We start from the raw sequence: 6,396 nt of genomic DNA, 5'->3' as shown, positions 1-6,396 counted from the left end.
AGCCACTTCGGCTTCGGGTACGAGCCGACGACGGTCGTCAGCAGGAACGCGTCGTTCGGGTGGTCGTCCGGGCGGAACTGGTCGCGGTTGGCGGACGGGTTTCGGACCATCAGTCGAGCACCTCCGCGGCGGCGGCGAGCGCGTTCAGCTTCTCGCGGTACTTGTTGGTCGGCAGGTAGAACACCTCGGTGTTCGGCGTGAGGTAGGTCCGGTCGAACCCCTCCAGCGGGATCTGCGACTCGAACCACTCGACGCGCTCCGCGATCGTCTCCGGCTCCTCGACGAGCGTGTTCTGCCCGTCTACGAGGCCGAGCGACAGCGAGTCGGTCGAGCCGAACTCCTGGACGTTGTAGACGGTGTCGTCGCGGTCGCCGGCGACTAAGTCGAGGCCGAGCGCGTCCGCGCCCGCCTCGTCGACGAGGTGGGCGTACAGCTTCTCGCCGAGCGCGCCGTAGAAGGTCTGGACGACCACGTCGGCGTCGGTCGCGTCGGCCACGGTCGCGATCGCGTCCGTCGCGGTCGACTCGTCGCCCTCGGCGGGCGGGTTCGTGACGAGCGACGGTTCGAGCAGGAACAGCGTCTCGTGTTCGGGGAACGCCTCGACCTCGCCCGCGAGGAACTCGGCGATGGCGGCCTGGAACTCGGCCGCGTCGCCGTAGTGCTCGTCCGTCGCGAGGTCGGCGAGGGAGTAGGGCCCCGGGAGCGTCGCCGCGAGCGAGGCGTCGTCGCCCCCGTCGGCGTCGGCGAGCAGGTCGGTCGCGTCCGCCAGCTCGTCCGCCACGTCGCCGGAGAAGCCGAGGTCGTCGACGACCCGCGGGTCGCGGTAGAAGTTGTTGTTGTCGTAGTACCGGACGATGCCGCCGGTCTCGACGGCGTCGCTGACGGTCAGCGGGTGCGCGATCATGTCGTCCCAGCGGCCCTGCCCCTCGGTGATCAGGTCGAAGCCGGCGTCCAGCTGGTCGTCGACGTACTCGGCGCGCACCTCGTCGTACGCTGCCACGATCGCCTCGCTCTCGTCGCCGCTCAGGAGGTCCCCCTTCTGGTGGCCCTTCAGGTCCGAGAGCGTCTCTTTCGCCCGGTCCGGGAGCGGATACAGCCCCGGCGTCGCCGCGACACGTTCGGTCATCACCGTCCGTAAGATATGCCGTCGTATAATATTTGCTAATGCTTTCCATGCTCTGTGGTAATCTCTCGCCGAGAGCCCTCGCTACGCCCGGCGCAGCGCCAGTACCGTGAGCGTCTCGAAGGGGAACGACTCCTCGACGACGGGGGCGGCCGCGAAGCCGGCCTCGTCGATCAGTTCGAGGACCTCGTCGTACCCGGTGAGCGAGGAGACGAGCAGGAGGACGACCCCGTCGGGCGCGAGGACGCGACCGACGTCGGCGAGGAACGGCTCGATGAGCGCCCGGCCGGACTCGCCGCCCGAGAGCGCGTGCTCCATCCAGTCGCCCCACTCGTTGTCGGGGTCGGTCGGCAGGTACGGCGGGTTGAAACACACCGTGTCGAACGCGTCCGCGCGGAACGGCGAGAGGAGGTCGGCGACCGCGGCCTCGACGCCGCGGTCGCGCGCCTGCCGCGCGGCGTGGGGGTTGAGGTCGCTGCCGACCACGTCGAGGTCGCGCTCGGTGCCCACCCGCGCGGCGACCCACCCCGACCCCGTGCCGACCTCCAGCACGCGCCCGTGCGCCTCCGCGACCGCCGCCTCCGCGAGCAGCCCGGAGTCCTCGGCCGGCTGGTAGACGACGGCGTCGTCGAGGCCGCGGCGCGCCGCGAGGTCGCTCTCGCTCGCGTCGCCGGTCATCGGTCGGCCTCCTCCGCGTCGCCCGCGTCGCCGTCGCCGGACCCGTCGATCGACGGCTCACCGCCGCCGTCCGCGTCGACGGAGCCGGACCGCGTCGCCGCCCGGCCCTCGACCGACGCGTCCAACTGCGGCCCGGAGGCCCCCTCGGCGCGGGCGGAGAGCGTCTGCTGCGGGAACGGGATGACGATCCCCTCGTCCTCGAGCGCGCCCTTCATCGCGTTCATCGCGGCGGTCCGGGTCCGCCAGCGCTTCCGCATGCTCGGGTTGCGGATCCAGTACCGCAGCCCAAGCACGACCGCGGAGTCGTCGAAGCGCTTCGTCACGGCGTTCGGCTCGGGCATCTCGGCGACGTCCTCGACGCCCGCGGCGGCCGCCTCGAGGACCGCGGCCGCGCGCTCGACGTCGGTGTCGTAGTCGACGCCGACCTCCACCTCGACCCGCAGCCGGTTCCGCCGCGAGCGGTCGACGATCGACCCCGAGCGGACCTCGTCGTTCGGCATCGTGATCACCTCGCCGTCGAACGACCGCAGGCGCGTGCTCATGATCGATATCTCGGTCACCGTCCCCTCGTGGTCGCCGACCTCGACCCAGTCGCCGACCTCGAACGGCCGGGAGAACATCAGCACGAACCCGGCCAGTATCGCGCCGAGCGTCTGCCGGGCCGCCATGCCGACCACGATCCCGAGGAACCCCGCGCCGACGAGGAGGCTGCCGACGTTGTCGGTGAACAGCCCGACGACCGCGAGGACCGCCGACGTGTAGACGGTCAGCTGCGTGATCCGCAGTATCACCTCCTGCTGGTGTTGGGAGATCGACGCGCTCTCGGCGCCGATCTCGCGGATGACGCCCCCGAGGAAGTCGGTGAGCGCGTACGCGATCGCTAAGAGGATCACGGTGAGGACGACGTTCGACACCTGGTCGGCGCTGAGCGCCGACTGCGCCGTCTCGAAGAGCGCGCCGCTCCGGTCCCACACCGCGATCAGCGTGATCGCCCCCGCGGCGGTGGCGACGCCGACTCCCGCCGACAGCAGGAGCCGCTGGGTGGAGGACAGGTCCCGGTCGCCGTGGCGCAGCCGCCGCGTGAGGTACCGGACGAGCAGCACGGCCGCGACGACGCCCGCGGAGGCGGCGAACCGCTCCGCGTTGCCCGTGAGCGCGCGCTGAACCGCCGCCACGAGGCCGATCCACCCCGTCATCGTCACGCCTCCGTGGGGGAGCCGCGCTCGCGGGCCAGCTCCGCCAGCGCGGCGAACGCCGCCGGGTCCAGGGTCCCCGGGCGGCTACGCAGCAGCTCCTCGTCGGCCGCGTCGACGACGGCCTCCGGCTCGTCGAGCCCGGAGATGTGCGCCGTGTTCCGCACCGCGTTCCGTACCGTCTTCCGCCGCTGTGTGAACAGCGCCTTCACGAACCGGAGGAAGAAGGCCTCGTCGCCGACGACGTAGTCGGGGTCGCGCGGCGTACAGCGCACGACGGCGCTCTCGACGGCCGGCTGCGGGTCGAACGCCTCCTTCGGGACGCGCTCGACGACCTCCACGTCTGCGTAGTGCTGCGCCGACACCGAGAGGCGGCCGTACTCGGACTCGCCCGCCGACGCCACCATCCGGTCGGCGAACTCCGCCTGGAACATCAACACGAGCGGCTTCTTCTCGGGGAGCAGGCGGAAGGCGATCTCCGAGGAGACGCCGTAGGGGAGGTTGGCGACGCACGCCGAGAACGGCGGGAGGTCGACGTCGAGCGCGTCGCCCTCGACCACGTCGAGGCGGCCGCCGTCGACCGCGGCGGCGAACTCCTCGCGGAGGAAGTCGGCGAAGGTCCCGTCGCGCTCGATCACGGTGACGCGGCCGGGGTCCGCGGCCGAGTCGGCCGTCGCCGCCGCCAGCAGGCGGTCCGTGAGCGCGCCCGCGCCGCCGCCGATCTCGAGGAGGTGGCTCCCGTCGGCGTCGGCCGGGAGGTAGCCGGGAATCCGGTCGAGGACCCGGTCGTCGACGAGGAAGTGCTGGTCGCGGTCGGGGTCCGCGCGCGCGCCGGCCCGCCGCGCGAGCGCGTCGGGATCGCGGCTCCCGTAGCCGGCGGCTTCGCCCGTCGGTGAGTCGGTCATGGCCGGGATACACGCGGTGTTCGGGTAAAAGTCTCGTTTCGGGGGCGTCGGCGGCGAAGCGCCGGTCGCGAGGGGCGACGGCCCGGCCGCCGCTCAGTCCTCGCGGCCGACGAACGTCCGGTACTTCAGGTCGGACTCGCGGATCTCCTCGACGATCCGTTCGAGGATTACCTCTCGGGGGCGGTGGAGCCCGGCGATGCGCTCCTCGACGTCGGCGAAGCTCTCGAACGGCCCGCGCTTCCGCTCGTCTAACAGGTCGTTCCGCAGCTTCTTGCCGATCCCCGGCAGCAGGTTCAGCTGGTGGAGCCGGAGGGTGATCGGCCCCGCCTCGTTGTAGAAGTCGACGAACCGCTCCTCGTCGGCCTCGACGATCGCCTCGGCCGCGTACTCGATCTCCGCGGCCGCGTTCCGGGTGAGATCGTCGAACGACACCTCGCGGTACCGGCCGACGTCGGGCCCGTCCAGCCCGATCCGGTCGCCGACCGAGACGTCCGCGTCGTCGGCGAGCATCAGCTCGTACAGCGCGAAGGATTCGGCGCCGAGCCCGTACGCCACCGGCGACTTGCGGGACTGCGGGCGGTCGTCGTCGGGGCGGCCGTTGACCAACACGTCGAGCAGGACGGCGGTCGGCCCGTCGTCGGCTTCGCCGCCGGCGCCTTCGTCCGGCGTCTCCCCGGCGTCTGCGGCGTCGTCACCGCCCGTTCGGTCGTCCTCCGGCGTCCCGTCGCCGTCGGCGTGGTTCATGTATCGTTTAACGCTCCGAGCGGTGAAAAAACCGCTGGCGAAGCCGAGGCGACCGAGACCGTCGACGGGCGGATTCAAGAGCGTCGAGTGTCACGTTGTACCATGGCAAGACCGGAGCCGGCGGAGGTTATGCGACTCGTCGAGGCGTTCCCGGGAGCGACCGCCGAGACGCGCGGGGCGGAACGCGGGAGAGCGAGTGGGGCGGACCGCGGGAGAGCGAGTGGGGCGGACCGCGGCGAGGCGAGGGACGCGGGCCGTGGCGGGGCGAACGGATCGGATCGCGACGAGACAGAGGAAGTGACGGACCTCGGGCGGGTCGACGAGCTCCTCGACGGCGCGTACGGCGCGCTGACGCGGGACTGGTACCCCGAGCTCCGCCGGCGCGCCGCGGCGCACGCCGACGGCGACTGCCTCCGCGAGCGCGTGCTCGAACACGTCGAGGCGGTGCCGTCGTTCCGCCTCTCGGACGGCCCGACGCTCCTGACCGAACGGCGGGAGGCGCTCGCGGAGGCGACGGCGCTGCGCGACGACGTCCGCGAGGTCGCGGAGTGGTACGGCACCCTCCGGTCTCGGCTGGAGGGGGATCGGGCGTCGCTGACGCGGACCGAGCGGCTGCTCCACGACTTCGGGTACGCGCTCGCACACGGGCTGTTCCTCGGCGCGTCGTCGCCGAGCGCGGTCGTCCGCCGGCTTCGGCTGGCGTATCGCTCCGTCGGCGTGCGGATCGACGAGACCGCGTCCGAGGCGGGCATCGAGGAGACGACGTTCACCTGCCCGTACCGGAACGTCGCCGCCGGGACGTGCGGCGACCGGTGGGTGTGTCACGAGAAGCTGGACCGCGTCGACGACGGGTACGTGTCGTACCTCGCCGAGCGGGGGATCGCCTACCAGCGGCCGCGGGGCTGTACGGACTCGGAGCAGTGTCGCTCGACGGTCGCCCGCGACGGGCCGGAGCGGTGGTGGCCGAAGACCCCGCCGGCGGCCGTCGGCGTCGACTCGTGACCCGGGACGACGACGGCGGCCCCGCGGCGGCGGACGGGAGCGGCTCCGCGGCGGCCGCCCCGCGTCGGCTGCGTCGGATCCGCCGCGGCTACGACGCGTGGGCGCGGGTCTACGACTGGTTCGCGCGGGCCACCGCGTCCGTCGGCGGCGTCCGGAGCGCCTGCGTCCGCGCGCTGGACCTCTCGCCGGGCGACACCGTCGTCGAGTTCGGCTGCGGGCCCGGCGTGAACTTCCCGGTCCTCCGCGGGGCCGTGGGACCGACCGGCCGCGTCGTCGGCGTCGACGTCTCGCCCCGGATGCTCGACCGCGCGGCGGGGCTCGTGGAGCGGCGCGGGTGGGCGAACGTCTCGCTCGCGCTCGCGGACGCCGAGCGACCGCCGGTCGCGGCCGCGGACGGCGTCCTCGCGACGTTCGTCACGTCGCTGTTCCCCGACCCGTACGCGGTCGTGAGCCGCTGGTGCGAGCTGAGCGACACCGTCGTCGTCGCGGCGTTCGTCCCGGAGGGAAACCGGGCGGCGAACGTCGCGCTGCGGGCGTTCGTGGCGCTGAACGGCCGGCTCTTCGACGCGGGCGGCGACGACCCGCTCGGGCGGCTCGCCGAGCGGACCGACGCCGCGCGGCGTGCGCTCGACGACCGCGCGGCCGTCCGCGAGCGACAGCAGCACCTCTTCGGGACGATCGCCGTCGAGGCCGGTCGAGACGGGTGAGCGTCGCGGCGGGCCGGTGAGCGTCGGGGAGGCCGGCGAACGGC

The 6,396-nt window shown here is 73.0% G+C and carries 7 protein-coding genes and 1 pseudogene; 2 read left to right on the top strand and 6 right to left on the bottom strand.

Annotation, left to right across the window (positions count from 1 at the left end; all coding sequences use genetic code 11):
* The 6 genes and pseudogenes from Q0116_RS02035 to Q0116_RS02010 form a co-directional block, all read right to left on the bottom strand.
* A pseudogene (locus tag Q0116_RS02035) lies at positions 1-110 on the bottom strand (methionine synthase); the annotation flags it as partial.
* Positions 110-1,126 (bottom strand): 5-methyltetrahydropteroyltriglutamate--homocysteine methyltransferase, encoded by a 1,017-nt coding sequence (locus tag Q0116_RS02030; RefSeq protein ID WP_297885010.1) that lies wholly within the window; start codon positions 1,124-1,126, stop codon positions 110-112. The pseudogene Q0116_RS02035 and the gene Q0116_RS02030, both read right to left, overlap by 1 nt.
* A gap of 81 nt (positions 1,127-1,207) precedes the next feature.
* Entirely contained in the window at positions 1,208-1,801 is a 594-nt protein-coding gene (locus tag Q0116_RS02025; RefSeq protein WP_297885008.1) for a HemK2/MTQ2 family protein methyltransferase, read from the bottom strand.
* Entirely contained in the window at positions 1,798-2,997 is a 1,200-nt protein-coding gene (locus Q0116_RS02020) for a mechanosensitive ion channel family protein (RefSeq protein WP_297885005.1), read from the bottom strand. The genes Q0116_RS02025 and Q0116_RS02020 overlap by 4 nt, the downstream gene beginning before the upstream one ends.
* Positions 2,998-2,999: 2 nt before the next feature.
* Positions 3,000-3,899 (bottom strand): 16S ribosomal RNA methyltransferase A, encoded by a 900-nt coding sequence (locus Q0116_RS02015; protein ID WP_297885003.1) that lies wholly within the window; start codon positions 3,897-3,899, stop codon positions 3,000-3,002.
* 93 nt (positions 3,900-3,992) lie between these two features.
* On the bottom strand, positions 3,993-4,643 hold the full coding sequence (locus Q0116_RS02010; RefSeq protein WP_297885002.1) for a DUF655 domain-containing protein: 651 nt from the start codon (positions 4,641-4,643) through the stop codon (positions 3,993-3,995).
* Between the two features lie 102 nt (positions 4,644-4,745).
* On the opposite strand from Q0116_RS02010, the gene Q0116_RS02005 reads away from it, so the two are divergent.
* Positions 4,746-5,645, top strand: coding sequence for a hypothetical protein (locus Q0116_RS02005; RefSeq protein ID WP_297885001.1), 900 nt, complete (start codon positions 4,746-4,748; stop codon positions 5,643-5,645).
* Positions 5,603-6,352 carry a class I SAM-dependent methyltransferase gene (locus Q0116_RS02000; RefSeq protein ID WP_297885000.1) on the top strand — a complete coding sequence of 250 codons (750 nt, stop codon included), beginning with the start codon at positions 5,603-5,605 and terminating at the stop codon, positions 6,350-6,352. Before Q0116_RS02005 ends, Q0116_RS02000 begins: the two co-directional genes overlap by 43 nt.
* Positions 6,353-6,396: the final 44 nt, after the last annotated feature.

Origin of the sequence: uncultured Halorubrum sp., assembly GCF_937146585.1 — an archaeon.
Classification (GTDB): Archaea; Halobacteriota; Halobacteria; order Halobacteriales; family Haloferacaceae; genus Halorubrum; species Halorubrum miltondacostae.
This window is presented reverse-complemented; position numbering and strand designations above follow the sequence as displayed.